21 protein-coding genes, 2 tRNA genes and 1 pseudogene are annotated in these 26,518 nt (G+C 63.1%); 13 read left to right on the top strand and 11 right to left on the bottom strand.

Going from position 1 to position 26,518, the window contains the following annotated elements:
- Position 1: 1 nt before the first annotated feature.
- The 4 genes from K9F62_05535 to K9F62_05520 are packed head-to-tail and all read right to left on the bottom strand — an operon-like array spanning position 2 to position 4,580.
- Positions 2-1,150, bottom strand: a complete 1,149-nt coding sequence (locus K9F62_05535; protein ID UJX42143.1) for a 2-oxoacid:acceptor oxidoreductase subunit alpha — start codon at positions 1,148-1,150, stop codon at positions 2-4.
- 49 nt (positions 1,151-1,199) lie between these two features.
- Positions 1,200-1,436: a 4Fe-4S binding protein gene (locus tag K9F62_05530; protein UJX42142.1), complete on the bottom strand. Its 237-nt coding sequence runs from the start codon at positions 1,434-1,436 to the stop codon at positions 1,200-1,202.
- Between the two features lie 17 nt (positions 1,437-1,453).
- Positions 1,454-2,599, bottom strand: a complete 1,146-nt coding sequence (locus K9F62_05525) for a PrpF protein (protein UJX42141.1) — start codon at positions 2,597-2,599, stop codon at positions 1,454-1,456.
- 40 nt (positions 2,600-2,639) lie between these two features.
- On the bottom strand, positions 2,640-4,580 hold the full coding sequence (locus K9F62_05520) for a sigma 54-interacting transcriptional regulator (GenBank protein ID UJX42140.1): 1,941 nt from the start codon (positions 4,578-4,580) through the stop codon (positions 2,640-2,642).
- Between the two features lie 262 nt (positions 4,581-4,842).
- Between K9F62_05520 and icd the strand changes: the two genes are divergently transcribed.
- From icd to K9F62_05460, 12 genes and pseudogenes are all read left to right on the top strand, one after another.
- Positions 4,843-6,054, top strand: a complete 1,212-nt coding sequence (gene icd, locus K9F62_05515) for an isocitrate dehydrogenase (NADP(+)) (GenBank protein UJX42139.1) — start codon at positions 4,843-4,845, stop codon at positions 6,052-6,054.
- A gap of 152 nt (positions 6,055-6,206) precedes the next feature.
- Positions 6,207-8,312: a succinate--CoA ligase subunit alpha gene (gene sucD, locus K9F62_05510; GenBank protein UJX42138.1), complete on the top strand. Its 2,106-nt coding sequence runs from the start codon at positions 6,207-6,209 to the stop codon at positions 8,310-8,312.
- A 283-nt stretch (positions 8,313-8,595) separates the two neighbouring features.
- A complete protein-coding gene (gene tcuA / locus K9F62_05505) occupies positions 8,596-10,017 on the top strand; it encodes an FAD-dependent tricarballylate dehydrogenase TcuA (protein UJX42137.1) in 1,422 nt (473 codons plus the stop codon).
- Positions 9,999-11,114 carry a tricarballylate utilization 4Fe-4S protein TcuB gene (gene tcuB, locus K9F62_05500; protein ID UJX42136.1) on the top strand — a complete coding sequence of 372 codons (1,116 nt, stop codon included), beginning with the start codon at positions 9,999-10,001 and terminating at the stop codon, positions 11,112-11,114. Before tcuA ends, tcuB begins: the two co-directional genes overlap by 19 nt.
- Positions 11,115-11,428: 314 nt before the next feature.
- Positions 11,429-12,571 carry a citrate:proton symporter gene (locus tag K9F62_05495; GenBank protein UJX42135.1) on the top strand — a complete coding sequence of 381 codons (1,143 nt, stop codon included), beginning with the start codon at positions 11,429-11,431 and terminating at the stop codon, positions 12,569-12,571.
- 74 nt (positions 12,572-12,645) lie between these two features.
- A complete protein-coding gene (locus tag K9F62_05490) occupies positions 12,646-12,933 on the top strand; it encodes a hypothetical protein (protein ID UJX42134.1) in 288 nt (95 codons plus the stop codon).
- Between the two features lie 768 nt (positions 12,934-13,701).
- Positions 13,702-15,102: a methyl-accepting chemotaxis protein gene (locus tag K9F62_05485; protein ID UJX43139.1), complete on the top strand. Its 1,401-nt coding sequence runs from the start codon at positions 13,702-13,704 to the stop codon at positions 15,100-15,102.
- 238 nt (positions 15,103-15,340) lie between these two features.
- A complete protein-coding gene (locus K9F62_05480) occupies positions 15,341-17,452 on the top strand; it encodes an acetate--CoA ligase family protein (protein UJX42133.1) in 2,112 nt (703 codons plus the stop codon).
- A gap of 24 nt (positions 17,453-17,476) precedes the next feature.
- Complete coding sequence (locus K9F62_05475) at positions 17,477-18,541, top strand: AAA family ATPase (GenBank protein ID UJX42132.1); 1,065 nt, start codon at positions 17,477-17,479, stop codon at positions 18,539-18,541.
- A gap of 53 nt (positions 18,542-18,594) precedes the next feature.
- Positions 18,595-19,449: a sulfide/dihydroorotate dehydrogenase-like FAD/NAD-binding protein gene (locus K9F62_05470; GenBank protein ID UJX42131.1), complete on the top strand. Its 855-nt coding sequence runs from the start codon at positions 18,595-18,597 to the stop codon at positions 19,447-19,449.
- A complete protein-coding gene (gltA, locus tag K9F62_05465; GenBank protein ID UJX42130.1) occupies positions 19,427-20,872 on the top strand; it encodes an NADPH-dependent glutamate synthase in 1,446 nt (481 codons plus the stop codon). Before K9F62_05470 ends, gltA begins: the two co-directional genes overlap by 23 nt.
- Before the next feature lie 21 nt (positions 20,873-20,893).
- Positions 20,894-21,355 (top strand): annotated as a pseudogene (locus tag K9F62_05460) (tyrosine-type recombinase/integrase).
- 145 nt (positions 21,356-21,500) lie between these two features.
- On the opposite strand, the gene K9F62_05455 reads toward K9F62_05460, so the two are convergent.
- Positions 21,501-21,833 (bottom strand): nuclear transport factor 2 family protein, encoded by a 333-nt coding sequence (locus tag K9F62_05455; GenBank protein UJX42129.1) that lies wholly within the window; start codon positions 21,831-21,833, stop codon positions 21,501-21,503.
- A 181-nt stretch (positions 21,834-22,014) separates the two neighbouring features.
- Here K9F62_05455 and K9F62_05450 point away from each other — a divergent pair, with 181 nt between their 5' ends.
- Positions 22,015-22,986: a zinc-binding dehydrogenase gene (locus K9F62_05450; protein UJX42128.1), complete on the top strand. Its 972-nt coding sequence runs from the start codon at positions 22,015-22,017 to the stop codon at positions 22,984-22,986.
- On the opposite strand, the gene K9F62_05445 is transcribed toward K9F62_05450, so the two are convergent.
- The 6 genes from K9F62_05445 to metK all read right to left on the bottom strand — a co-directional run bounded on the left by K9F62_05445 (position 22,983) and on the right by metK (position 26,434).
- Positions 22,983-23,942, bottom strand: coding sequence for a YafY family transcriptional regulator (locus K9F62_05445; GenBank protein ID UJX42127.1), 960 nt, complete (start codon positions 23,940-23,942; stop codon positions 22,983-22,985). The genes K9F62_05450 and K9F62_05445 overlap by 4 nt on opposite strands.
- 155 nt (positions 23,943-24,097) lie before the next feature.
- Positions 24,098-24,175, bottom strand: a tRNA-Glu gene (locus K9F62_05440).
- 13 nt (positions 24,176-24,188) lie between these two features.
- Positions 24,189-24,262: transfer RNA gene (locus K9F62_05435), tRNA-Gln, on the bottom strand.
- 69 nt (positions 24,263-24,331) lie between these two features.
- The gene (locus K9F62_05430; protein UJX42126.1) at positions 24,332-24,679 is read right to left on the bottom strand and encodes a hypothetical protein; all 348 of its coding nucleotides are present in this window, start codon (positions 24,677-24,679) and stop codon (positions 24,332-24,334) included.
- 33 nt (positions 24,680-24,712) lie between these two features.
- Entirely contained in the window at positions 24,713-25,216 is a 504-nt protein-coding gene (locus K9F62_05425) for a DUF721 domain-containing protein (protein UJX42125.1), read from the bottom strand.
- Positions 25,217-25,264: 48 nt separating this feature from the next.
- Positions 25,265-26,434 carry a methionine adenosyltransferase gene (gene metK, locus K9F62_05420; protein UJX42124.1) on the bottom strand — a complete coding sequence of 390 codons (1,170 nt, stop codon included), beginning with the start codon at positions 26,432-26,434 and terminating at the stop codon, positions 25,265-25,267.
- Positions 26,435-26,518: the final 84 nt, after the last annotated feature.

Raw genomic sequence — 26,518 nt, 5'->3', positions numbered from 1 at the left:
TTCAAACCCCTTTGCCCTGAATGAGGCGCATAAGGTCTATGATGTTCTCGGGCTTGATGAACACGCTGTCGAAGCGGTTGATGAGGAAGACCCGGTCCTTGTTGTCCACGGCCAGCTTGACCTGGTCCACGACCTGGCCCAGGTTCATCTCCACCACCACGATGGAGTCCGCCTGGGCGCAGGCCTCCCTGACGGCGGCATACGGAAAGGGCCACAGGGTCTGGAGTTCCAGCATGCCGTACTTCTCGCCCATCAGGCGGCGTTCCTCCACCACCTGGCGCACCGTGCGGGCCGCGGAGCCGTAGGAGATGAAGACGTGTTTGGCGTCCTCCAGGAAAAACGACTTGTAGCGGCAGATGGCTTCGGCGTTGGTCTCGATCTTGTCCGTCAGGTGCCGGGTGAGTTCGCGAACGATCTTGGGGTTGTCGGTGGGAAATCCCCACATGTCGTGGAAAAGGCCGGTGACGTTGTAGCGATGGACGCCGCCGAAGTCGGACATGGGCAGGCGGCCGTCCTCCCGGGGCAGGTAGGGATGGTAGTTGACGCCTTCCTTGACCGAGGTGCGCAGGCGTTCGACCAGGGGGACTTCCCCGGGCTCGGGCAGGCGGAGCTTCTCCCGCATGTGCCCCACGATTTCGTCGAACAGCAAAATGACCGGCGTGCGGTAGGTCTCGGACATGTTAAACGCCTCCACGGTCATGGCGAACACGTCCTGGTGGTTGGAGGCGGTCAGGCAAATGATCGAGTGATCGCCGTGGGTCCCCCAACGGGCCTGGTTTACGTCGCTCTGGCTGACGTGGGTGGGCACCCCGGTCGAGGGGCCGCCGCGCATCACGCTGGTGATCACGCAGGGTATCTCGGCCATCACGGCGTAGCCCAGGGCCTCCTGCATGAGGGAAAAGCCCGGCCCGGAGGTCGCGGTCATGCCTTTTTTCCCGGCCTGGGAAGCGGCGATGATGGCGCATAGCGAGGCGATCTCATCCTCCATCTGGATGAATTTCCCGCCACGCTTGGGGAGTTTTCCCGCAAGCAGTTCGGCTATTTCCGTGGACGGGGTGATAGGGTAGCCGGCAAAGAAGTCCAATCCGGCGTACAAGGCGCCTTCCACGCAGGCCTCGTTGCCTTGGACGAATCTGACGTTCGAGCTCATATCATTCTCCAGTACTCTGGGCGTAATCGGTCGGATAAGGGCAATGCGTTTACTCTACGGCCTCTTCTGCCTGGTCGTCCTGCCTCTGCGCCACGAGTTCAATGGCAAGATCAGGGCAGTATAATTCGCACATGCCGCAGGCGATGCAGTGCTCGAAATCCATCAGCGTCGCCTTGTCCTCGGCATCAAGCACCAGGACTTTTTTCGGGCAGAGTTGGACGCAGATCCCACAGCCCTTGCAGCGCATTCGGTCGATAAGCAGTTTTTTGGACTCGTGTTCAGCCATACGTTTCCCCTCTTGTTTCATCCGTTCGGCCATAGGGATCCCGGCACTTCGGCGTACCCGTGCATGAGCCGCCGGGCGGTGCGCCCCACCGTGGCCTTGACGTAATGGTCCTGGCCGTCTTTCTTCACAACTGTTGCCTCGACCTCGAACACTCCGCTCGGATGGCCGATGCGCAACGGCCCTATCGTTTCAGCCGCAACCGATTCGTGCACCACCGTCCCTTCGATGCGGGCCGCTCCGGCCGTGCAGATGGCACCGCTTACGGCGTAGGCATTGTGCAGGGCGCCCATGGTCATGATCCGGGCCGTGAGGTCGATCCGGTCCCGGGGCAGGGCGTTTCCCGACAATGTCAGAGAGTCCACGGGGGGCGCGACGACGGCGATCTTGGGCACGGTCTGGACGCGTTGGGAGGCCTCCTCGGGTGATGCCGCGAGGCCAAGCAGCACCGCCGCCCGGGCCCGGACAGCTTCAAGCATGGCCCGGACGGAAGGCTCTCGCAGCGACCGGGCGTCCCCCGGGTTCAGGCCGAGCCTCTCCGCTCGGACGAAGACGACGGGGTTGGCCGCGTCCACCACGCTGATTTCGATCTCGCCCAGTCCCGGCACTGCAAGGACGTCGCGAGGGTTGCCGGTGGGCAGCAGGCGGCCGGTGACTGCGCCGCCCGGGTCATGGAAATGCAGGACGATCCTGGACCCGGTCCCGGGGACGCCGGAGATGGCGTAGGATCCTTCGCAGGCGAATCGGCCGTTTTTGACCGGAACCTCGGCGATGATGAGCTTGTCCGTGTTCTTTTGGTGGATGCGCACCTTGGTCACCGGCTCGATGGCGGGCACGAGGCCCTCGTCCACGGCGAACGGACCGACGGCGGCGGAGATATTGCCGCAGTTGGCTTTGTAGTCGACGAGGGGGCGGTCGATGGAGACTTGGCCAAAGGTGTAGGCCACGTCGTAGCGCGGGTCCGAGGCGGGAGCGATGATGGCCGTTTTGGAGGTGACGGAAGCCGCTCCGCCGAGACCGTCGATCTGGTTGGGGTCGGGGCTTCCGAATATGCGATTGATCAGCCGGTCCCGAAGGCCCTGGTCCCGGGGCAGATGGGTTTCATGGAAGAAAACGCCCTTGCTGGTGCCGCCGCGCATGACGACAGCTGGGATTCGTCGTTGCATGTCCGCCTCGCTCCCGAAGAGTTTGGCGGCCTATTGCAACTTAGATGCCATTCGATCTGTTGTGCAACAGCCCCCATTGCCGCATCCGGCGCCATAGTGTGGTGCGGCTGACGCCGAGGTTCTGGGCGGCCCGGCTTTTTGAATTGCCCATGGCGGCCAGGGTTCGTTCCACCTGCTCACGGGTCAACACATCCGCCTCCGGGGCAGGGGGCGCTCCGTGGGAAGGTTCCCGCCGGGAGGGCGTTCCCATGGCCGGCGGGGGATAGGCGACGAGTTCCTCGTAGAGCTCGTCGAAAACGCCGGCGTTGAAACCGTCGACGCAAAGGACCACCAGCCGCTCGATAAAGTGTTCCAACTGGCGGACGTTTCCCGGCCAGGGCAGGCCGCACAGCCTGTTCACGAACGCCTTGGGAACCTCCAGGTGCTCATGGCCGTAACGGGCTTCGACCCGCGAAACCAACCGCTTGAACAGTGGCGGCACGTCCTCGGGGCGGTCCCGCAGCGGCGGCAGGGTGACCGGCAGGACGTTGAGACGGAAATACAAGTCCTCGCGCAGCCGGCCTTCGCGGACTTCTTCGCTGAGGGACCGGTTCGTGGCCGCCACGACGCGGGTGTTGACCGGAATGACCGTATCTCCCCCAAGACGCATCACTTCCTTCTCCTGCAGGACCCGCAGCAGGTGCGTTTGGACATTCATGGGCGTCGAGCCGATTTCGTCCAGAAAAATGGTCCCCCCGTGCGCCAGCTCGAAAAGCCCGACCTTCCCCCCGCGCCGGCTGCCGGTGAACGACCCTTCCTCGTAGCCGAACAGTTCGCTTTCGAGCAGTTGGTCCGGCAGGGCGGAGCAGTTGATGGAAACGAACGGCCCTTTCTTGCGCTTGGACGCCAAATGGATGCCGTGGGCGATGATTTCCTTGCCGGTGCCGGTTTCCCCGGTGATGAGCACCGAGGAGTCGCAGGCCGCGTAGATGCGCACCTTGTGGATGATGTCCGCGACCGCCTTGCTGCGATGGCAGTAGTCCTCCAGGCGATACTTGGCCCGCAGCCCCCTGGTCAGGGCACGGCGGACCGCGTTTTCCGCCTTCATGAGGTTTGAGGCTTCGTGAAATGTGGAGACGCCGCCCACGATCTCCTCGCCGGCGAGCACCGGCACGCTGTTGACGATATATTGTGATTTTCCAATGGATTCGAGCTTGTTGACAACCGGTCGACCGGTCCGGACGACCTCCATGACGGCGCTCGAAGCGTGGTGTTTGGCGATATCGCAATCGCCTGCTTCCGATGCGTGTATCTTGAGCACCTGCCGGGCGGCGCGGTTGATGGTGGTGACGAGGCCCGTCTTGTCAACGGCCAGGATGCCATCCGACACGGCGTCCAGGATGGTGCGATAGCGCTCGTTGAGCTCCACCTCTTCCCGTCTGGACAAGGCGATGTTTCTGGCGTCTTCGATGGCCGCCACAATGGTTTCGTCGGGCATCTGCAGCAGCACGCTGTGCAGGCCATGGCGCTTGGCCAGTCGTTTGGTGACTCCTCCTCCGACAACAACCTTGTATCCTTTGGTTTTTGCCTCGATGAGCGCCTGCTCCAGACTCTGGGTGTCGTGGTAGGTCACCGGAAGGATTTCCACGCCGAGGATTTCCTCGAACAGGGACAGGTCAGGCTGGCTCTTGTGGAAAAAGGTGCACAACAAGCGTGTGCTGAGCTTGGAGGCGTCCCGAATGGTTTTGAGCATGTTCATCGAGGAGTCGGGCAGGCTGACGACCGGGATGGAAAGGTGCGCCCGGAGCATGTGCGCAGTCCCTCGGCGGGAAATGATCACCTCCACGCCTTCCTCGTCCAGCATCCGGTGGCCCGGGGCGAGGGCTTCTTCCAGCCCCGAGAGGACGAGCACGAGCTTCTGTCCCATGCGGCGGGCGAGTTCCCGGGCCTGGTCCAATATCTCCTGGGAGGTGGCGATAAAGCCGAGGGAAACATCACGCATATTGCAACTGTTGCATAGAAGTTTCAACCCTGCAACGCTTTTCGCTCAATTGAAACACCTGAAACACTCCGCTTTTTCGAACAGGCGCAACAACTCCAGTCGTAGGCCGCGCTGCATAGTTCGCACCACATGCATACCATGGCTCCTTCAACCGCGCTTGGGGCGGAGAAAGGCCTTTCGCAGCGCTTTCGGAGGCGCTTGGCACGGTATTTGTTCTTAGGGCTTCCCAAAATGTTTGACCACCCAGACATGGAGGCTCGCAGTGCAAAGAAATCCCGAATGTATTGCCATTGACTCAGCCGGCAGACTGATCGTTCCCAATCATCCCGTCATCCCGTTCATCGAGGGGGACGGCGTGGGTGCCGATATTTGGCGCGCCGCCTCGGCTGTTTTCGATGCCGCCGTGTCCAAGGCCTACGGCGACAAACGCAGCGTGGAGTGGGTTGAAGTCCTGGCCGGCGAGAAGGCGCATGCGCGCACGGGCGAGTGGCTGCCCCGGGAAACCATTGACCGGCTCCGGCAGTGCCGCGTTGCGATAAAAGGGCCCCTGGCCACCCCGGTCGGCGGCGGCATCAGAAGTCTCAACGTCGCCTTGCGCCATATCCTGGACCTCTACGCCTGCATTCGCCCGGTGCGTTTCATTCCGGGCGTTCCATCGCCCATGAAGCATCCGGAGCGGGTGAACATGGTCATTTTTCGCGAAAATACCGAGGACGTCTACGCCGGCCTCGAATGGGCCTCGGGCACTCCGGAAGCCAAACGGCTCATCGAATTCCTCCGTACCCAGCTGCAGGCCGAGATCTCCCCCGAGGCCGGAATCGGGATCAAGCCCATGACCCCGAACGGCTCCAAGCGGCTCATCCGCCGGGCGATCCAGTGGGCGCTGGACCACGCCGGCAAAAGCGTCACCCTGGTGCACAAAGGCAATATCATGAAGCACACCGAGGGCGCGTTCCGGGAGTGGGGCTACGAACTGGCCAGGGAGGAGTTCCCGGACCGGGTCGTGGCCGAGAAGGATCTGAAAGGCGACGCGGCCCCGGGCACGGTGGTCATCAATGACCGCATTGCGGACTCCATGTTTCAGCAAGCCCTGCTGCGCCCCGAAGAATACGACATCCTCGCCATGCCCAACCTCAACGGCGACTACCTCTCCGACGCCCTGGCCGCCCAGGTCGGCGGTCTGGGCATGGCCCCCGGCGCCAACGTCGGCGACCAGGCCGCCGTGTTCGAAGCCACGCACGGCACCGCTCCGAAGTATGCCGGCAAGGACATGATCAATCCTGGTTCGCTCATCCTCTCCGGAGCCCTGATGTTTGAACATCTGGGCTGGAACGAGGTGGCCGGGACGATTCGCCACGGCCTGGAGCAGGCCGTACGGGACAAGATCGTGACCTACGACCTGGCCAGGCAGCTCGAAGGCTCGCGGCAGGTCAAATGCTCCGAGTTCGGCCAAGCCATTATCGAGCGCCTCTAGGCCCGGGATATCCGCCGTCGCCTCGCAGGCCACGGCGAGGTGATTTCGCCGAGAAAAACCTGGGGTCGGAGAGGCCGCCGCTTCGGTGAAGGCGTCGATGCCGGGACCGCCCCCGCTACCGATCCGCTGCATGGAATCGGAGGAACAATCCAATGTTGCTTGATGAGTACCAGAGCAAAAAACTGTTCGCCGCGGCCGGAATTCCCGTGCCCCCGGGGATCGTTGTGCGCCCGGGGGAAAAGCCGCATCCGGAGTTCGCCGCCCCGTGGATGGTCAAGTCCCAGGTGCTGGCCGGAGGACGGGGCAAGGCGGGCGGCGTGGTCCGGGTGGACGGGCCGGTGGCCCTGCCGGGGGTCATGAAAAAACTGTTCGACCTGCCCATTGGGGGAAGCCGGCCGCCGATGCTGCTGCTGGAGCCCGCCGCGTGCATCACGCGCGAGTTCTATGTGAGCCTGGCCGTTTCCCGGGACCGGGAAAGCCTGCTGCTCACGGTCAAGGCCACCGGCGGCATGAACGTGGAATCCGGCGAGGGTTCGCAGCCCCTGATCCAGAAGGTGCGCCTGCCCGAAGGCCCCACCGAAGCCCAGGTGCGCAGCGCCTTTTTCCGGCTAGGCCTGCGCCGGGAACAGATGGACGATTTTAGGACTGTGGTGCTCGGCCTTTATAGGGCCGTGAAGGATAACGGCTTGCTCCTGGCCGAGATCAATCCCCTGGCCGAGGTCGCCGGCGGCTGGCTGTTGGCCCTGGACGGCAAGGTCGAGATCGACGACAGCGTGGCCGAAATCCGGCCCGAGTTGGAAGCCTTGGCGAATCCCGGGCATTACGGGCGACGAGAACTGGCGGCTCGCAAGGCCGGGTTCAGTTATGTGCGCCTCGATGGCTGGGTCGGTTGCGTGGTCAACGGGGCCGGCCTGGCCATGGCGACCATGGACGCCCTCAATTTCGCGGGCATCGCTCCGGCCAACTTCCTTGACCTGGGCGGCACGGCCGATGCGAAACGCATGCGCGACGCCTTGGAGTTGCTGCTCGGCGACGATCGGGTCAACGCGGTGTTCATCAACCTGTACGGGGGGATACTATCCTGCGCCGCGGTCGCCGAAGCGCTTTTGGCGGTATTGGACGGCAAGGAACCGGCCAAACCGGTCGTGGCCCGCTTGTCCGGAAACAGCGCGGAGAAGGGCAAGGAACTGCTTCAGGCCAGCGGACTGGAACGGTTGTTCCTGGCCGACGACATGGCCGGGGCCATGGAGCTTTTGGGCAAGCTTGGGCCGCGAAGCACGCCGAGAGTCTTAAACGACAGCGTCAGCGTAGCCGTGTCGCTGCCGCCCGTGCCGCGGGGAACGCGCCGCCGCGACGACGTCCCCTCCCCCCTGGATCTGGGCCCCGGGACCCAGGTTCTCGTCCAGGGGCTGACCGGCAAAATGGGCACGTTCCATGCCGGACTGATGCGGGCGTACGGCACGAACATCGTGGCCGGCGTCACCCCCTTCAAAGGCGGGACCCGCAGCGGGGATACGCCCATATACGACACCGTGCACGAGGCGGTCCGGCAGCACCGCATCGACCTGAGCATCATTTTCGTGCCCGGCCCCTTCGTGGCCGACGCCATCCTGGAAGCGGCCGACGCCAAGGTCCCCTGGGTCGTGTGCATCACCGAAGGCACGCCGCAACTCAACATGCTGCGGGTCCTGCCCGCCTTGCGGGAAAACGGCACCTGCCTGCTCGGCCCCAACACCCCGGGCATCATTGTTCCGGACCGTTTCAAGGCCGGAATCATGCCGACCGATCCTTTCCGGCCCGGTCCGGTGGCGGTGTTCTCTCGAAGCGGTACCCTGACGTATGAGGCCTCGGCCCGGCTGAGCGCCGCCGGCATGGGGCAGGCCCTGGCGCTTGGCGTCGGCGGGGATCCATTTATCGGACTCGGTTTTGCCGAACTGCTCGATCTTGTGCGCGACGATCCGCGGGTGGAGGCCGTCCTGCTGCTTGGCGAGATTGGAGGCCGGGCCGAGGAGGATGTGGCCGCCTATGTCGCCGCCGCATCCTATCCCAAGCCCATCGTCAGTTTCGTGGCCGGACTCACCGCGCCCGCAGGGCGTCGCATGGGCCATGCGGGCGCCATCCTTGAGGAAGGCGGCGGCGTGGCGCGCAAACTTTCGGCGCTGCGGCAGGCCGGCATCGAGGTTTGTTCGAGCCTGGACGAGCTGCCGGAAGCCATGGCGAGGCTTTTGGTCAAACCCCGGGCGGCGGCGGGAGCCTAGGGCCCGCGCCTGGGCTACCGGCTGACAGGCGACGTCCCCGAGCGCACCGCAGGGGGAATGTTTCAGGCCCGCATAGCGTGAAACGAAAGTGGATCAGGCCAATCGGATCCGCTCCGGAAGGGCTGCGTCCGCAAGCGCAGCGCGGTTGCGGACGCAGCCCGCCAAAGCCGGGCTTCGGGCATGGCCCTTCCACGCCCGTGTCGGCATGCCGCCTTGCAATGTGGAAACGGAACGAACGTGGTGCCTGGAATCGCCTTTCGGGCACGGCAACTTAGGATCTGCCATGAAACCTACGCAAGAACCAAGGATTGATCCCAGCGAGACGTTTGACGTGCTGGTCATCGGCGGCGGAAACGCCGCGCTCTGCGCGGCCATGACCGCGAGCGAGGCCGGGGCGCGCGTCGTGCTCCTGGAAGCCTCCCCATGGGAGTTCAGGGGCGGCAACAGCCGGCATACCCGCAACCTCCGCTACATGCACCGCAGCGCCAACGGCTTTCTCACCGGCCCCTACCTCGAGGATGAGTTCTTCAAGGATCTGCTGCTCGTCACCAAGGGGAATACCAACGAGGATCTGGCCCGCTTCACCATACGCGAATCCGCCGAGGTGGGAGACTGGATGATGGCGCATGGCGTGCGGTTCCAGCCGTCCATGCGCGGGACGCTGCACCTGTCCCGGACCAACGCCTTTTTCCGCGGCGGCGGCAAGGCGCTGGTCAACGCCTATTACGCCACCTGCGAACGCCTGGGCGTCAAAATCCTCTATGATGCCGAGGTCACGGATCTGGACATGTCCGACGGCCTGTTTCGCTCGGCCACGGTCAACCACAAGGGCACGGTTCTCCAGTTGCGCGCCCGCTGCATGATCGCGGCCTCGGGCGGATTCCAGGCGGACCTGGAGTGGCTCAAACGCTCCTGGGGCGAGGCGGCGGACAATTTCATCGTTCGCGGCTCCCCCTACGACAAGGGCGTCGTGCTCAGGGTGCTGCGCGAGAAAGGGGCTGACACCGTCGGCGATCCCAGCCAATGCCATTGCGTGGCCATCGACGCCCGGGCGCCCAAATACGACGGCGGCATCGTCACGCGCCTCGATTGCGTGCCCTTCGGCATCTGCGTCAACAAGGAAGCGAAGCGCTTTTACAACGAAGGCGAGGAGTTCTGGCCCAAGCGTTACGCCATCTGGGGCAGGCTCGTGGCCCAGCAGCAGGGGCAAACCGCCTACTCGATCATTGACGCCAAGTCGATCGACCTGTTCATGCCCTCGGTCTTTCCCCCCATCGAGGCCGGTTCCATCAAGGAATTGGCCCATAAACTCGGCCTCGACCCGGACAGCCTGGAAAGCACCATCCAGGAGTACAATGCAGCCACCACGCCCGGGGCTTTCGATTCCAACGCCCTGGACGGCCTCGCCACCACCGGCTTGGAGCCCATCAAGTCCAACTGGGCCCGCCCCATCGATACGGCGCCTTTCTATGGCTACCCCCTGCGCCCCGGCATCACCTTCACCTACCTCAGCCTCAAAATCGACGAGCAGGCCAGGATGCTCATGCAGGATGGGAAGCCATCCAAGAACATCTTCGCCGCGGGCGAGCTTGTGTCTGGCAATATTCTCGGTCAGGGATACATGGCCGGGTTTGGAATGACAATCGGAACGGTTTTTGGCCGTATCGCCGGAAAGGAGTCTGCGAAATGTCTTCAAAAATCCTAGAAGAAGCCAACAGGATCATGACCATCTGCAATGCCTGCCGGTATTGCGAAGGGTTTTGCGCTGTTTTCCCGGCCATGGAGTTGCGTCGTATATTCACGGAATCGGATTTGAAATACATGGCCAACTTGTGCCACAACTGCCGTGGCTGCTACTACGCCTGCCAGTACGCGCCTCCTCATGAGTTCAACCTGAACGTGCCGCGAACCCTGGCCCAACTGCGCTTGCACACGTACCAGGAGTTCGCCTGGCCGGCCTCCTTCAAGGGGGTGTTCAACAAAAACGGGAAGGTCGTGGCCGCGATCACGATCCTTTGCGTGCTGCTCCTCACGCTGACGTCCCTGGCCAGACACGGGTCGAGCGCCTTTTTCGCCTCCCAGGCCGGACCGGGAAGCTTCTACGCCATCATCCCCTATCCCGTGCTGCTTGTGCTGTTCTCCGCAGTCGGCATCTTCGCTTGTGTGAGCCTCTGGAAGGGGATGAAAAACCTTTGGCGGGCGACGGAGGGCAAAGCGGAGATGTTCCGCAGCCCCGCCTACAACCTGCGGGCCGTCTGGGACGTCTTGCGGTTGCGGTATCTGGAAGGCGGCGGCGACGGCTGCAACTACCCGGACGACAAGTTCAGCATGCAGCGCCGCTCCATGCATCACTTCACCTTCTATGGATTCCTGTTGTGCTTCGCCTCCACCGTCGTCGCCCTGACGTACGACCATGCCCTCGGCATTGCCGCGCCCTATGCCTTCTTCAGTCTGCCCGTGCTTTTGGGGACGCTTGGTGGCGTCTCCCTGGCTATCGGCACCATCGGGCTGTACCGCTTGAAAAAGCTCATGGACAAGGAGCCCGCCTATGCGGAAGCCTTTCCAATGGATATTTCATTCATCATGCTGCTGTGCTCTGTCACTATTTCAGGCCTGCTGCTCCTGGTTTTTCGATCAACGAGTATAATGGGTATTTTATTGTGCATCCATCTTGGACTGGTTATGGCGTTATTTATAACAATGCCATACAGCAAGTTTGTTCATGGTGTCTATCGATATGCGGCACTTGTTCGTCATGCAGGAGAACAAATTCAGGCAAATCCCGTACGTAAAAAGCCATAGAGGTTCTGAAAATTCAGGAGTACGAGCACAGAACCGTATGAAATGGCAAAAAATGTATTTACATGATTGGCATAAAAAACGATATATGGTTGCGGTGTTGAGCGATACTGTCTGCTGAAAGGCATTTTCGCACAATGTCCAAGAGAAGGAGGAGCCATGCTTGCATTATTGGGACTCCTTGTTATTGTTGTTCTCCTTGTCTCTATCATGACAAAAAGGCTTTCTCCGCTGATTGCCTTGATCGTAATTCCTTTCATTGGCGCTGTTGTTAGCGGAGCCGACCTGACACAACAAGCAAGTTTATCATCGAAGGCTTGCGTTCCATCGTTCCAGCCGCCGGAATGTTCGTGTTCGCAATCCTGTTCTTCGGCGTCATGTCTGACGCGGGCATGCTGGACCCGATCATCAACGGCGTGCTCAAGGTAGTGGGCACCAGCCCGACGCGCATTACCATGGGGACACTGTTCCTGACGCTGCTCATCCATCTGGACGGCTCCGGGGCGGTGACCTTCATGCTCGTCGTCCCGGCCTTGCTGCCCCTCTATGATCTCTTGGGCATGGACAAGCGCATATTGGCCTGCATGGCCGCCCTGGGGGCGGGCGTGAACTTCCTGCCCTGGGTCGGGCCAATGATCCGGTCTTCGGCGGTATTGAACATCTCGGCCATCGAGATTTTCAACCCCCTGATTCCGGTGCAGATCTGCGGCTTGGCGCTGGCGTTCTTCTTCGCCTACATGCTGGGCAAGCGCGAGGAAAAGCGGCTTCGTCGCGAGGGCTGCGATTTTTCCGCAGGCGCCTGCAAGGCCGAACTCTCCGAAAAGCAAATCGAGCTGCGCCGCCCCCATCTCTTCTGGGTCAACGTCTTCATTACTGTGGGCGTCATCTTCGTCATGATTACCAACATCCTCTCCGCCGCGGTCTCCTTCATGATCGGCACCGTGTTGGCCCTGGTGATCAATTACCCGCACGCGAAACTGCAGCGGGCGCGCGTGGACGCGCATGCCAAGCCGGCCATGATGATGGCCAGCATCCTCATGGCGGCCGGCGCCTTCGTCGGCATCATGAAAGGCACCGGCATGACCGCCGCCATGGCCAAGGCCATCATCTCCTTCGTCCCACACGAGATGACGCAGCACATCCCCTTTGCCCTCGGAATCATCGGCATGCCTTTGACGTTGTTCTTCGACCCGGACTCCTTCTACTTCGGCGTGATGCCTGTGATAGCCGAAGTGTATAAGAACGCGGGGGGAAATGCCGTACAGATCGCGCAGGCGGCACTGCTCGGGGCCTGCACGACGGGATTTCCCGTCAGTCCCCTGACGCCAGCCCCCTTCTTGCTGGTCGGCCTTGCCGGCATCGAGTTTGGCGAACATCAAAAGTATTCCATTCCCTTCTTGTGGATGGCCTCCATTGTCATGACCTTTGCCGCCGCGTTCATGGGAGTCATTCCATTTTAATCAGGATTGCTCCAGAGGAGGTGCGGTCCGAAATCGCACCTCCTCCGTCAACGGAGAGCCAATCGTCGTAACGCATGGCGCAGCATCGCCTCGCCAATGCCGCGACGCTGTGGAGCAAACCGCTTGTCGCGGCGGAGGTCGTTTCCTTGCCCGATGTCGAATGCGTTTCCTTGGCGCGTATGGAGTCTGCCGCGATATTTGACGCGAGCCTTCGACAGACGGGCCTGGCCATCGCCATGGCCGTTCTCTCACGCAGAAGTGGACCTGAACGAGAGAACTTTGGCGACTGCTCGCCGTTGGTGGCGTTGCCGGAGTGCGGGGCTGTGAAAGAGGCTTTTGACCGTGGCGACGCGCATCGCTGACTGGCTTGCATGAAGCGACCGTGCAGTCCGCAAAAGGAAATAATCATGAGGCGGCAATTTTCGTTTAAAACGGTGTTCCTTACGCCCTTGCTCCTCGTCGTGGCCGTCGGCCTCGGCGGACTGGCCATGATCGGAGCCGATGGCGCGCGCAAGGCCTCCACGGACATTCTCCGGGACGAGTTGCCGGTCATCTCCCAGGCCATTGTGAGCAATGTGTCCGAATCCCTGACCCTGGCCGTCCAGGCGCTCAAGGCCTGGTCGGCACTGCCCGAGATCCAGGCGGCGACGGACGGTGGGCATGAGGACTTCCGGAGGTTCATGGGCAATATCCTGGCCGCCATGCCCAACCTGGGCGTGGCCTACTGCAACCTGTACGCCACCGACGGCAAACAGGTGGCGTCCACGTTGCCCGGGCCGCTTGCCGGTTCGGACATTTCCGGCCGCGGCTATTTTCAGGCGGTGGTCGGCAACGGGCGCGACAACGCCAAGTCCAAGGCCATCTTGAGCAGGATATCCAACCAGCCCGTGGTCACGTTGTGTCAGGCGGTGACGGTGGGCGGAAAGCTCGTGGGCGTCATGACCGCCACGGTGGTTCTCAAGGATCTGACCAAACACGTTTCCACCATCCGCATCGGGTCAACCGGCCATGTCCTGATTTTCGAACCAGACGGCACCGCCGTGTCGCATCCCGATCTCGGGCAGTTGCTCAAAAAGGACGCCGCTGCCGACACGCTGGTCAACCGGGCCCTGGGCGTCACGGACCACGCCATGCTCACGTCCCCGGACGGCCAGTTGGCATCGGTGCGCAAGGACGGCTTCACGGGTTGGACCTTCGTGGTCCTGGCCCCCATGAAAGACCTGAACGCCCGGGTGAGGGATGTGGTCAAACACGAGGCCGTCATGGCCGGCATCGTCCTGATCCTGCTGCTTGGCATTCTGTGGGGGCTCACCGAACGCGTGGTCAATGTGCCGCTTACCGCGTGCATGGACTACGCCCACCGAGTTTCCAAGGGCGAGCTGGCCCATACTTTTTCCTCGCGGGCCGTGTGCCATGAATTGCGGGAGCTTGGGGACTCCCTTGTCAGAATGGTCATGGCGCAGCGGGAAGCCCTGGATGCGGTGGCGAGCAAGGAATCCCTCGCACAAACCGAAGCCGCCCGGGCCATGGAGGCCACCCGGAAGGCCGAAGAGGCCTTGGTGCTGGCGAAAAGTTCCAAGGCCGAAGGCATGTCCGCTGCCGCCGTGCGCATCGAGGGCGTGGTGAGCGTGCTCGCGAGCGCCTCGGACAAGCTTTCCTCCAAGGTGCGACATTGCGGCGAAGAGGCGCACGCCCAGTCCGAGCGCCTGATTGAGTCGGCCACGGCCATGGAGGAAATCAACGCCACGGTCATGGAGGTGGCCCGTAACGCCTCCAGCGCGGCCAACACCGCTGATGAAACCAGGAAAAAGGCCGAACGCGGCGCGGACATCGTCTCCGAGGCCATCGCCCGGATCAACGCCGTGCGTAAGCAGGCGCTCACGCTCAAGGAGGACATGGGGCATCTCGGCAAGCAGGCCCAGGACATCGGCGCCGTGATCGACGTCATCAACGATATCGCCGACCAGACGAACCTGCTGGCCCTCAATGCCGCCATCGAGGCCGCACGGGCCGGCGAAGCCGGACGCGGCTTCGCCGTGGTGGCCGATGAGGTCAGGAAACTCGCCGAAAAAACCATGAACGCCACCGGGGAGGTCGGGGAAGCCATCGCCGACATGCAGCAAGGAGCCCGACACACTATCGGCAATGTGGAAGGCTCGGTCGCCGCCATCGCCGTCGCCACGGACAAGGCCCATGAATCGGGTGAGGCTCTTGAGGAGATCGTTTCCCTGGTAGGAATCGCCTCGGACCAAGTGCGGGCCATTGCCACTGCCACCGAGGAACAGTCCTCGGCCACCGAGGAGATGAGCCGTTCCATCACCGAAACCAACGCCATCGCCTTGGAAACCAGCCAGGTCATGGCCGAGGCCTCCCTTGCCGTGGCCGAAGTGGCTGGGCAGACCGCGACCCTGTTTGAATTGATCGACACCCTGCGCGACGGGATTGCCCAGGCACCGGAGCCCGGGATCGGCAAGAGGGACAGCGACGACCTGAAGGCTTCATCGGTGAAATCGCCGGCGTTGGCGATGTGACCCGAAGCGAGTCGACGGCATGGGGTGGCGGAGGCGCAACGGGCGGGTCTCCAGGCCAAAGCCGGCGCGTCATGGCCGCGCGAGCCTTTCTCGGGGGGCCGCCCGAGGCGGGCCCCCGTGGCGAACACCCGCGGACAAGCGGCAACATGGCCCGCGCCATGCGGGATATCCCGGGCACAAGCCCAAGCCGGGCGGCCTTTCCCGGTAGCATTGAAACAGAGGCGAGCGAGGTAGCCGAATGAGTTTTAAAGAGAATATCCACGCGCTTTTTGCGCCCAAAACCGTAGCCGTCATCGGCGCGTCCGATAAGCCGGGAAAAGTCGGCCATACGGTGGTGCATAATATGCTGGATGCGGAATTCAAGGGAACATTGATTCCCGTCAATCCCAAATCCGATACAATCCTGGGCCTTCCCGTCACCAAAAGCATCGAGGACCTTCCCGAGGGCCTCGACCTGGCCGTCATCGTCGTCCCTGTGAAGGCGGTCGTGCCTTCCATGGAGGCCCTGGCTGCCCGTAAAGTCCGTTCCGTCATCATCATCACGGCGGGATTCAAGGAAGTCGGCCGCGAAGGCGCGGCCCTCGAACAGCAGCTCATCGAAATCTGCACGAAAAACGACATCGCCATGGTCGGCCCCAACTGCCTGGGCCTTTTAAGCACCCATGACGACAACAACGCCTCCTTTGCCGCCGGCTATCCGAAGAAAGGCTCCATCGCCTTCTTCTCCCAGTCCGGCGCGCTGTGCACCGCCATCCTCGACTGGGCCCTCGGCGAGGAAGTCGGGTTTTCCAAGTTCGTGTCCATGGGCAACATGGCCGTGGTCAACGAAGCCAACATGCTGGAATACCTGCGCACCGACCCGAACACCAAGGTCATCCTGGGCTATATCGAAAACGTCTCCAACGGCGCGGACTTCATCGAGCAGGCGGCCAAGGTCTGCCGGGAAAAGCCCGTCATCATGATCAAGTCCGGCACCACCACCGCCGGCGCCAAGGCGGCCTCCTCCCACACCGGCGCCATCGCCGGTTCGGACGCGGCCTACACCGCCGCCTTCCGCAAGACCGGCGTCATCCGCGCGGGCGACATGGGCACGCTTTTCGATCTGGCCATGGCCTTCTCCACCCAACCCCTGCCCGAAGGCCCCGGGGTGTGCGTGGTCACCAACGCCGGCGGTCCCGGCATTCTGGCCGCCGACGCCATCGAAAAGTCGCAGCTCCTCAACATGGCGCGCCTGTCGGCGAACACCATCGAGCGGTTCAAGGAGTTCCTGCCGCCCTACGCGGCGCTCTACAACCCGGTCGACCTCGTGGGCGACGCCCCGGCCGAGCGCTACCGCAAGGCCCTCGAAGTGGTGGTCGAGGACCCGCAGGTGCACTCGATCCTGATCCTTTTGACCCCGACCGCCTCGGCCCAGATCGTCGAGACGGCCCAGGCCATCATCGACGTGGCCAAAACCACGAAGAAGCCCATCTTCGTCAACTACATGGGCGGCATGCGCACCAAACCCGGCGTGCGCATGCTAAACGACGCCAGCATCCCCTGCTCGGTCTACCCCGAGCCGCTGATCGCCAGCATCGAGACCATGTACAAGTACTACCTCTGGCGGCAGACCCCGGCCCAGGAGTTCCCGGAGATCCGGCGCAACCGCCAGAAGGCGCGCCTCGTCATCAACGAGGCCCGGTCCAAGGGCGCGACCGAAGTGGTCGAGTTCCAGGCCCAGGAAGTGCTTCGCGCCTACAACCTGCCCACCCCCAACACGGTGTTGGCCCGCTCGTCGGACGAGGCCGTGGCCGGCGCGGAAAAGATCGGCTACCCGGTGGTTTTAAAGATCGCCTCGCCGCAGATCTCGCACAAGTCGGACGTGGGCGGCGTCAAGGTGAACCTCACCGACGCCGAGGCCGTGAAAAACGCCTTCTTCGACATCACGGCTCGAGCCCAGCGTATGCGCCCCGAAGCGTATATCGCCGGCTGTCTGGTCCAGGAAATGGCCCCCAAGGGCTGCAAGGAGATCATCATCGGGTTCAAGCGCGACGACCAGTTCGGTCCGCTTCTGATGTTCGGCCTCGGCGGCATCTACGTGGAAATCTTAAAGGACATCGCCTTCCGCCTGGCTCCGCTCGGGCGCGACGACGCCAAGGGGATCATCCGCGAGATCAAGTCGTACATGCTCCTTAAGGGCGTGCGCGGCGAGCCGCCGGTCAACTTCCAGGCCATCGAGGACATCCTGCTCACCATGTCGGAACTGGCTCTGGATTTCCCGGAGATCCAGGAAGCCGAGTTCAACCCGGTGCTGGTCAACGCGGAAAAGGCCGTGGTCGCCGACGTGCGGATCACCCTGAGCGCAAAGTAAGCAGAATCCAGGAGGAACAATCCTATGATCGGTCTCTATATCGGGTCCACGCAGGGATATTCGGGCAAGAACCTCGTCACGCTGGCCCTGGGGCAGCAGTTTCAGCGCGAAGGCAAGACCATCGGCTACATGAAGCCTGTCGGCGCCGTGCCCCACAAGATCAACAACCAGATCGGCGACGAGGACGCCCATTTCATGCAGCAGGCCCTGGGCCTGTCGGAGTCCCCTTCGCTGGTCAGTCCCGTGGTCATCACCCGGGATTTCCATATGCGCGCCTTCCTGGAGGATTGCGCCAACCTGATGCCGGGCATCGTCGACAGCTATAAGAAGCTCTCCGCCGGCAAGGACCTCATGCTGGTCGGCGGTTCGGGCAGCTTCCTGTACTCCGGCAAGTACTGCGGCGTGGACGGCGTATCCGTGGCCAGCGCCATCGGCGCCAAGGTCCTGCTCGTCGACCGCTATATCCAGGAGTACAACTACGACTACCTGGCCGCGGCCAAGGAAGCCCTGGGCGACGACCTGGTCGGCGTCATCCTAAACGACGTGCCCGACCACTTCCGCGAGGAAGCCGAGACGCTGATCGTGCCCTTCCTCAAGCGGCGCGGCGTGGACGTGCTCGGCATCGTGCCTCACGACCCCATCATGTTCGCCGTGCGCGCGGGCGACCTGGCCCATGGCCTGGGCGGCCGCATGATCACCACGGGCGGGCGCACCGACAATCTGGTGGTCAACTTCCTGATCGGCACCATGCAGGTGGAGAACTTCGTCACCTTCTTCAAACGCCATAAGGACGTGGCCATCCTGTGCGGCGGCGACCGGGCCGACCTGCAACTCGTGGCCCTGGAAGGCGGCTGCGCGGCGCTGATCCTGGCCGGCAACCTCTACCCCAACGACATCATCCTGGCCAAGGCCGAGGACAAGGGCGTGCCGGTCATCGTGGTGCGCGACGATACCTTCACCGTGGCCAAGAAAATGGAATTGATTCTGACGCGCGAAAAACTGCGCGACAACTCCCGCATCGAACACGGCTCCAAGCTCGTGCTCCAGGCAATCAACATGGCCGCCCTCAAGCGCAACCTGGGGTTCTAGCGCGGCCGCGAGGCCGCGCTCATTCCGAACCCTCGTCCTGCAAGGAACCCGGCATGACAAACACCATCATCCGCAAGCGCCGGCTTATCCCCGGCCAGACCAGCGAGCTGGTCATCAAGGCTCCGCACATTGCGGACAAGGCCAGGCCCGGCAATTTCGTCATCCTGCGGGTCTGCGAAAAAGGGGAGCGCATCCCGCTCACCATTGCCGACGCCGATGCCACGGCTGGCACCATCACCCTGGTCTACCTCGTCCTTGGCAAAACCACCGCGCACCTCGACACCCTGGAGGCCGGCGACGTCCTCCTCGACCTGTGCGGTCCGCTCGGCAAGCCAACCGACATCCACCACCGCGAAGGAGCCATTGTCTGCGTGGGCGGCGGCACGGGCATCGCCGCCATGCACCACATCGCCAAGGGCCACCATCAGGCCGGCAACCGCGTGATCGGCATCATCGGCGCGCGCACCAAGGATCTGTTGCTCTTCGAGGAGGAACTGCGGCGCGTGTGCGCTGCAGTGCTCATCTCCACCAATGATGGGTCCTACGGCCGCCAGGGGCTGGTGACGGAGCTTCTGGAGGAGCGTCTTGGCGACGATTCCCCGGTGGCCGAGGTGCTGGCCGTTGGCCCGGTGCCCATGATGGCGGCGGTGTCCGCAGTGGCCGCCCGTTTCAGCATCCCTTGCCTTGTCAGTCTCAACTCCATCATGCTCGACGGTATCGGCATGTGCGGCGCCTGTCGCGTCCGGGTCGACGGGGAAGTCCGCTTCGCCTGCGTCGATGGCCCGGAGTTTGACGGCGCGCGCGTGGACTTCAAGGAACTCGCCCAGCGCCTGAACGCGTTTACGACCATGGAAAAAAGATCTTACGAGGAGTTTAAAAAACACCATGTGTGCCGCTGCTCCCAGTGACGGTAATGGCAAAAGGATGCCGCGCACGCCCATGCCCGAGCAACTGCCGCGTGTGCGCGTGGGGAATTTCGACGAGGTGGCGCTGGGCTACAGCCGGGAGATGGCCCTGGCCGAGGCGTCGCGGTGCCTGCGATGCAAAAAGCCGGCCTGCGTTTCGGGCTGTCCGGTGGGCATCGACATCCCCGGCTTCATCGCCGCCCTGGCCGCGGGTGACATCACTGCCGCGTACGGCGTCATCCGGAAAACCAATTCACTTCCGGCGGTCTGTGGCCGGGTCTGTCCCCAGGAGAGCCAATGCGAGGCCGCCTGCATCCTGGGCAAGAAAGGCGAGCCCGTGGCAATCGGCCGGCTGGAGCGCTATGTGGCCGATACGTTCATGGCCTCGGACGCCTGCGAGACCCTGACCGGCGCGCCGGCATGTCCGCCTGGGCTCGACGGCCTACGCGTGGCTTGCATCGGCGCCGGCCCGGCCGGGCTGACCGTGGCCGGCTCCCTGGCTGCCCAGGGCATCGGCGTGGACGTCTACGAGGCCCTGCATGAACCCGGCGGGGTGCTGGTCTACGGCATTCCGGAATTCCGCCTGCCCAAGGCCGTGGTGCGCCGTGAAATCGAAGCCATGACCGCCATGGGCGTGCGGTTTTACACCAACTGGGTCGGCGGACGCACCATCGACGTCCAGGATCTGCTGGATTCGGGCTACAAGGCCGTGTTCATCGGCGTGGGCGCGGGCTTGCCGGTCTTTCTCGGCATACCCGGCGAGAACCACATCGGCGTTTTTTCCGCCAACGAGTACCTGACCCGGGTCAATCTGGGCCGGGCTTACGCCTTCCCGGAGTGGGACACCCCGGTCTATCCAGGCAGGCGCGTGGTGGTTTTCGGGGCGGGCAACGTGGCCCTGGATTCCGCCCGCACGGCGGCGCGCATGGGCGCCGAACGGGTCTCCATCGTCTATCGCCGCACCGAGAATGAGATGCCGGCCAGGTTGGAAGAGCTGCACCACGCCAAGGAGGAGGGCATCGAGCTTATGTGTCTGCACGCGCCGTTGTCGTTCAATGGCGATCCATCGGGACGCTTGGTCTCGGTGGTGCTGCAGAAGATGCGCCTGGGCGAACCCGATGATTCCGGCCGCTGCCGCCCCCTGGCCTGCGAGGGGCAGTACTGCGAACTCCCGGTGGACATGGCTATTGTGGCCGTCGGCACTCGGGCGAACCCTCTTTTGCCCCGCACGACGCCTGGCCTTGCCACCAACGACCGCGGCTACATTGTCGTCAATGAGGAGACAGGTGAAACGAGCATCCCCAACGTCTTCGCCGGCGGCGACATCGTCACGGGGGCGGCCACGGTCATTTCGGCCATGGGGGCCGGTCGCCGCGCGGCTGCCTCGATCGCCAATAAGTTCAGGCAGGAACCTGCCCGGGGCTAGTCCTTTTCGGCGACGCCCGCATCTCCCCTTTGGACGAGAAAACGCGCGGAAGGTGACCTGGAACCTGACCCGGTCCCCATGGTGCAACGGCTCAAGAAGGTCCTCATGGCGTGGTGGGAGCATCGCCCCATTGCCTCCGAGTCCGTATTCGTAACTGTGGAGGCGCATGCCTTCTGCAAGGAATACCTGGGGCAGCCGTTCACCAACCGGCAGCACCTGATGGAGCGGCTGTGCAAGAAGGCCGGCGTCAGGGAGTTTGGCTTCCACGCCATTCGGCATCTCACGGCCAGCATCCTGTACCGTGAAGGGCAGCCGGTGGCCGTCATCCAGTCCGTCTTGCGCCACAAGTCGCCGCAGACCACGCCCCGTTACCTCCAGAGCCTCGGCCTCAAGCAGACCCAGGAAGCCATGGAAGCGGTCATGGGCAAGCGCGGACCAGGGAAGGTCGTCAGCATCCAGAAGGTCGCGCAGGAGCAGGGGTAAAGTTTTGGACTCCCAAGGTCGGAAATGTGGACTTCGTGTGGACAAACGAAAAAAGCGGCTTACGTGGTCGACGTAGGCCGCTTTTTTCAGCTGGGGTTGCCAAGGAGAAGCGAGCGGAGCGCGCCATAGCGTTGGCCTGTCCTGCCTACGGTACGGTGATCTCCAGTCGACCGATCATCCCCCCGGTGAGCCGGAATGCGAAACGCAAGGTCACGGGGCTGCCGGCGAAGTTGCCGGAAACAGCAGCCATGACCACGACTTCTTCTCCCAGCCGTTGGACGGAGACGGGCTCCGCATGCGGTTGGTACTGTTCGTAGGTTTCCTTTTCCCAGGCGCCAATGGCCGCATGGCCACGCCGTTCCTCTTTTTCATCGATGACAGCCGCTTCCTGGGTGAAAAAGCGCAGCATGGCCGTGGCGTCGTGGGCGTTGGCCGCCGTGAAGTAACCGGCGATGGCAGTGGGCAGTTCGATGGACATAACTTTTCCCTTTCATGGTATGTTAGCAGACACCCCATTGATGTCCTGATGGCATCCTGCGACGGTCCCCTGACACCCCATTGTCAGCAGGCCCGGGAGCACCACCCTGTGGCCATAGGATTGTCAGGGGCGGGGACCAAGCTGGCTGGCGTCTGGCAACCATCAAAGCAGGGAGATCGCTATGTTTGCTGTGTATTGCGAGAAACCAAACGATGCCGAGCCGCTTCAGGCTCTCAAGGTGGGGGAGCGCCCGGAACCGGAGGTCACCGAGGGTTGGGTGCGGGTGCGCGTCACGCATGCAAGCCTCAATCGCCACGACCTGTTTACCCTGCGCGGCATCACCGGTCAGGCCACACCCATCCCCTTCCCCATGATCCTTGGCAACGACGCCGTTGGCCGCCTGGACGACGGGACGGAGGTCGTTCTCTATCCGCTCATCACCGACGCCGACCGGACAGATGACGAGACGTTGGACCCGGGCTGGCATGTGCTGAGCGAAAAGGTCCAGGGCACCTTTGCCGATTATGTGGTTGTGCCGCGCCGCAATGCCCTGGCCCTGCCCAAGGGGCTCTCCCCGCTTGCCGCTTCGGTGCTGGGCACCGCCTGGCTGACGGCCTACCGCATGCTCTGCGTCAAATCCGGACTGCGTCCCGGGCAGACCATGCTGGTGCAGGGAACCACAGGCGGCGTGTCCACGGCGCTCATCCAGATGGGATGCGCTGCCGGGATGGAGGTATGGGCCACCAGCCGCTCCGAGGAGGGACGGGAATTAGCCCGCCGTCTTGGCGCGTACCAGGTCCTTGTCCCAGGTGAGGGCCTGCCGCATCGGGTCGAGGCAGTCTTCGACAGCGTGGGCACCGCCACCTGGGAGCACTCCTTGGCCTCGGTACGGCGCGGCGGCACCGTCGTGACCATGGGCATAACCACGGGGCGCATGGTGCAGTTGGACCTGCTGCCGGTCATCGTCAATCAACTTACCATCAAGGGCTCCATCATGGGCACCCGGGCGGAAATGCTCGACCTCATGAACTTTGTCGTCCGCCACGGCATCACGCCGCAGATCGCGCAGGTGTTGCCCATGGAGCGGGCGAGGGAAGGCTTTGCGGCCATGTGCGCAGGGCGGCTTGGCGGCAAGATCATCTTGACGCGCTAGGTCGCAGGCGGCTCGTTCCGGTGGTGCCTGGCCGCAGCCTCGGCCAGGGCAGCGACGCGTTCCCGCAGTGCGGCCGGCTCGACCACCGTGGCCATGGGGCCGAAGGTGAGCAGCCAGGAAGCGAGGTGATCCCAGCCCACGGTGGACAGGTTGAGGACGGTGTCGCCGTCTTGCGCCTGGAGCCGGTCCTCGTCCACGCCGAGCCACCACTCCCGCCTGGCGCGGTCCACGGCCTCGGGATGGAAGCGCACGCGGGCGCGGAGGAGAGGGCGGGGCATGTTCTCGCGCACATATGCAGCCGGATCGAAGTTGCTGCGCGGAACGAAGCGCTCGCCGAGCATTTCCGCCTCGTGCATGCGATCGATACGAAAATCGCGCAGTCCCTGGCGTACGCGGCACCAGGCGATGAGGTGCCAGCGGCCGAGGTAGTAGAGCAGCCCCATAGGCTCGACCACGCGTTCCTCGGCGTCCGTTTTGCCGTGGCCCTGATAGCGCAAGCGAAGGGGTCGGCAGCGGACGAGAGCTTTCTGGATCAGGGCGAGGTCCGGTTGCCAGGCCGGGGGCGGGGTAGCGGCCGTACTGCCCATGCCGCGCATAAGGTTTGCCAGCTCCTCGCGGCGTACCGGTGGAAGCACGGCCCGTATTTTCTGCAGGGCTGAGGACACATGGGTTGAAAGGGACGATGCCGCTGTGCGTTCGAGGAGCATGCCGCCAGTCGCCAGGGCGAAAGCTTCCTCTTCGGAAAAATTGACGGGTGGCAGCAGATAGCCCCGCATGAGGGAGAAGCCGACCCCGGCCTCGGCCAGTACCGGCACGCCGGCCTCGGCCAGGGCTTTCATGTCCCTGTAGATGGTACGCTGGCTCAGTCCGAAGTGCTCAGCCATGGACGCGGCAGTAGCGAAGCGGCGGGATTGCAAGAAGAGGATCAGGCTGAGCAAGCGGTCGAGTCTACGCATGGCTGGATGTATATTCGCGAGTCTTTCCGCTCCCAGGGGTCTTTACAATAGGCGTCAGCCCGGGACGAGGTCAATCGCAGGGGACGTCAGGATGTGGACTTCGTGTGGACCAAAGAAAAGCGGGTTGCCCTGGACAGGTAACCCGCTGAATTTCTTGGCGTCCCCAAGGGGATTTGAACCCCTGTTACCGGCGTGAAAGGCCGATGTCCTGGACCAGGCTAGACGATGGGGACACAAATATGGTTTTGGCTGGGGGACTAGGATTCGAACCTAGGTTGATGGAGTCAGAGTCCATAGTCCTGCCGCTAGACGATCCCCCAGCAAGCTCAAGAGCGAACCTATCTACTGCAACGCAGTGCGCCCGTCAAGCATTTTTTGGGGTGCGCCGATTAGGAAGCCTTGGCCAGTCGACGGGTCCGCTTTTTCAGCTTGTTGACCTGACGACGCAGAATTTCCTTCTGGCGACGCGAACCATCGCCGGAAACCTCGGCCCGCTTGCTCCGCAGCTCCCGCATTTTGGCCTTCATGGACAAAATCTTCGTCTTGTACGGAGAAACCTTTTCCCCTTCCTCGCCGCCAATACCCAGCACTTCCTTGATCTGGACCAGGAGCTCTTCCTTGCCAAGGCCGGAAGCGCCCGTAATCTGCGGAACCTGCTTCACGACCAGCTCGCGCAGTTCCTTGGCGGTCATCTTGTCCAGCGGCTTCTTCAGATCAAGCTGCAATCCTTCGCTCATCATTCGCCTCCACAAAAAGTGTATCGCGCCGTCTTATGCCGTCCCGCCAGCCTTGGTACGGCCACCATGACGGGTCTTGCCGGACGGCTTCGGCCCGGCCTCGAAATACGCAACATACTTGGCATAACATCGCCCAACGGGGCTTTCCGGATCAAAAGTCCCCAAAAGTCTGCCCAGGCCTTCCGGCCGTGTAGGCAGGGGCGTGGAAAAACGCGGGGGGACTCCCCGTAACGCATCCAAGGAAATTTGGCTACCTAGCAGGTCGAACCGCACTTTGTCAAAGGCTTCCTGCCCCAAGGCGGCATTGACCAGGGATAAAATTTCCGGGGCCGCGAACACCATCTCCTGCATGGCCACCGGATCGGTCGCGCCAAGAAGCAGTTCCCGCCGGCGATGGCCCAGCGGGCGCACCAGCTCCGCCGTTTCCGGGCCGACGATCAGCTCCCAGCGGCGGCACGTTTCCACGAACGCGCGTCGATGCGCCGCTTCCTTGTCGGCCACGAACCGGTCGATGGCTTCGGACAGGCGGTGCAGCATGGTGTGCGGATCGGGGCGGCGCGGCGGCGCCGCCCCGACGAATGGCTGTTACAGCTTCAGGGCCGTCTTGATGTCGGCCGCGGCGTCGGTGCGTTCCCAGGTGAACTCGGGCCGCTCCCGGCCGAAATGGCCGTAGCAGGAAGTCGGCTTGTAGATGGGCCGCTTGAGGTCCAGGCGCTTGGAGATGAAGTAGGGGCGCAGGTCAAAGACCTCGCGCACGGCCCGGGTGAGCTCCTCGTCGGGAATCTCGCTGGTGCCAAGCGAGGTCACGAGCACCGACAGCGGCTCGGCCACGCCGATGCAGTAGGCGATCTGGACTTCGCAACGTTCGGCCGCGCCGCTGGCCACCACGTTCTTGGCCACGTACCGGGCCATGTAGGCCCCGGAGCGGTCCACCTTGGACGGGTCCTTGCCCGAGAAGGCGCCGCCGCCGTGGTTGCCCATGCCGCCGTAGGTGTCCTGGATGATCTTGCGCCCGGTCAGGCCGCAGTCGCCCATGGGGCCGCCGATGACGAACCGGCCGGTGGTGTTGATGTAGATCTTGGTGTTTTTGTCCACCATCTGCTCGGGCAGGGTGTGGAAGATGACTTCCTGGCGCACGGCGTCGGCCAGATCCTGGTACGAGATGTTCTCGTCGTGCTGGCAGGCCACAACCACGTTGTCGATGCGCGCGGGCTTGCCGTCGATGTACTCCACGGCCACCTGGGTCTTGCCGTCGGGACGCAGGAAGTCGAGGATCTTGTTCTTGCGCACGTAGGTGAGGCGGCGCGAAAGCTTGTGGGCCCAGTAGATGGGGGCGGGCATGAGGGTTTCGGTCTCGGTGCAGGCGAATCCGAACATCATGCCCTGGTCGCCGGCGCCTTGCTCCTCGGGCTTTTCCCGGGACACGCCCTGGGCGATGTCCGCCGACTGCTTGTCCACGGAGGAGACCACGGCGCAGGTTTCCCAGTCAAAGCCCATGGTCGAGCTGTTGTAGCCGATTTCCTTGACCGTCTCGCGCACGATGGCGGGAAAGTCGGCATAGGCTTTGGTGGTGATTTCTCCGGCAATGAAAGCCAGGCCGGTGGTGACCAGCGTTTCGCAGGCCACGTGCGCATTCGGGTCCTGGGCCAGGATGGCATCCAGGATGCCGTCGGAAATCTGGTCCGCGACTTTGTCCGGGTGCCCTTCGGTCACGGATTCGGAACTGAAAAGATACCGGCCCTTGGCGTTGATCATATGCGGTGTCCTCCCTGTGCCTGCCGCGCGTTCTGGCTGGCGGGCGTAATGTCAAAATGCATAAAGTGTAATCGAAATATAACT

Origin of the sequence: Desulfovibrio sp. JY (genome assembly GCA_021730285.1) — a bacterium.
In the GTDB taxonomy this organism is placed as follows: Bacteria; Desulfobacterota; Desulfovibrionia; order Desulfovibrionales; family Desulfovibrionaceae; genus Solidesulfovibrio.
This window is presented reverse-complemented; position numbering and strand designations above follow the sequence as displayed.